General features: G+C 74.1%; 1 protein-coding gene. It reads right to left on the bottom strand.

Translation table 11 applies throughout. The features are described 5' to 3' along the window. The coding region (locus tag SB773_RS35240) for a substrate-binding domain-containing protein (protein WP_410595256.1) at positions 1–228 on the bottom strand (228 nt) is incomplete at both ends.

The following is a 228-nucleotide window of genomic DNA, read 5'->3' as shown; positions in this document are numbered from 1 at the left end:
CATGCAAGCGGTTGCAAGACCCGGGGTTGGGCACGCGCGCTCGACGCCCGCTCCCGCACGACCGGCTGCAGCAGCATCCGCACCGGCGTGCGGTCGCCGCCGCGCCCCAGCATCCGCAGTAGCGTGCTCGCCGCGAGGCGTCCGATCTCGCGCTTCGGCGGTGACACGGCGGTGAGGGGGAGCGGGGCATCCGCCGCCTCCTCATCATCGAAGGCGACGAGCGCGAGG

It is taken from the genome of Bacillus sp. SIMBA_074, from assembly GCF_046534555.1.
GTDB lineage: Bacteria > Bacillota > Bacilli > Bacillales > Bacillaceae_G > Bacillus_A > Bacillus_A mycoides.
The sequence above is the reverse complement of the archived record's forward strand: the minus strand, read 5'-3'. Positions and strand labels throughout refer to the sequence as shown.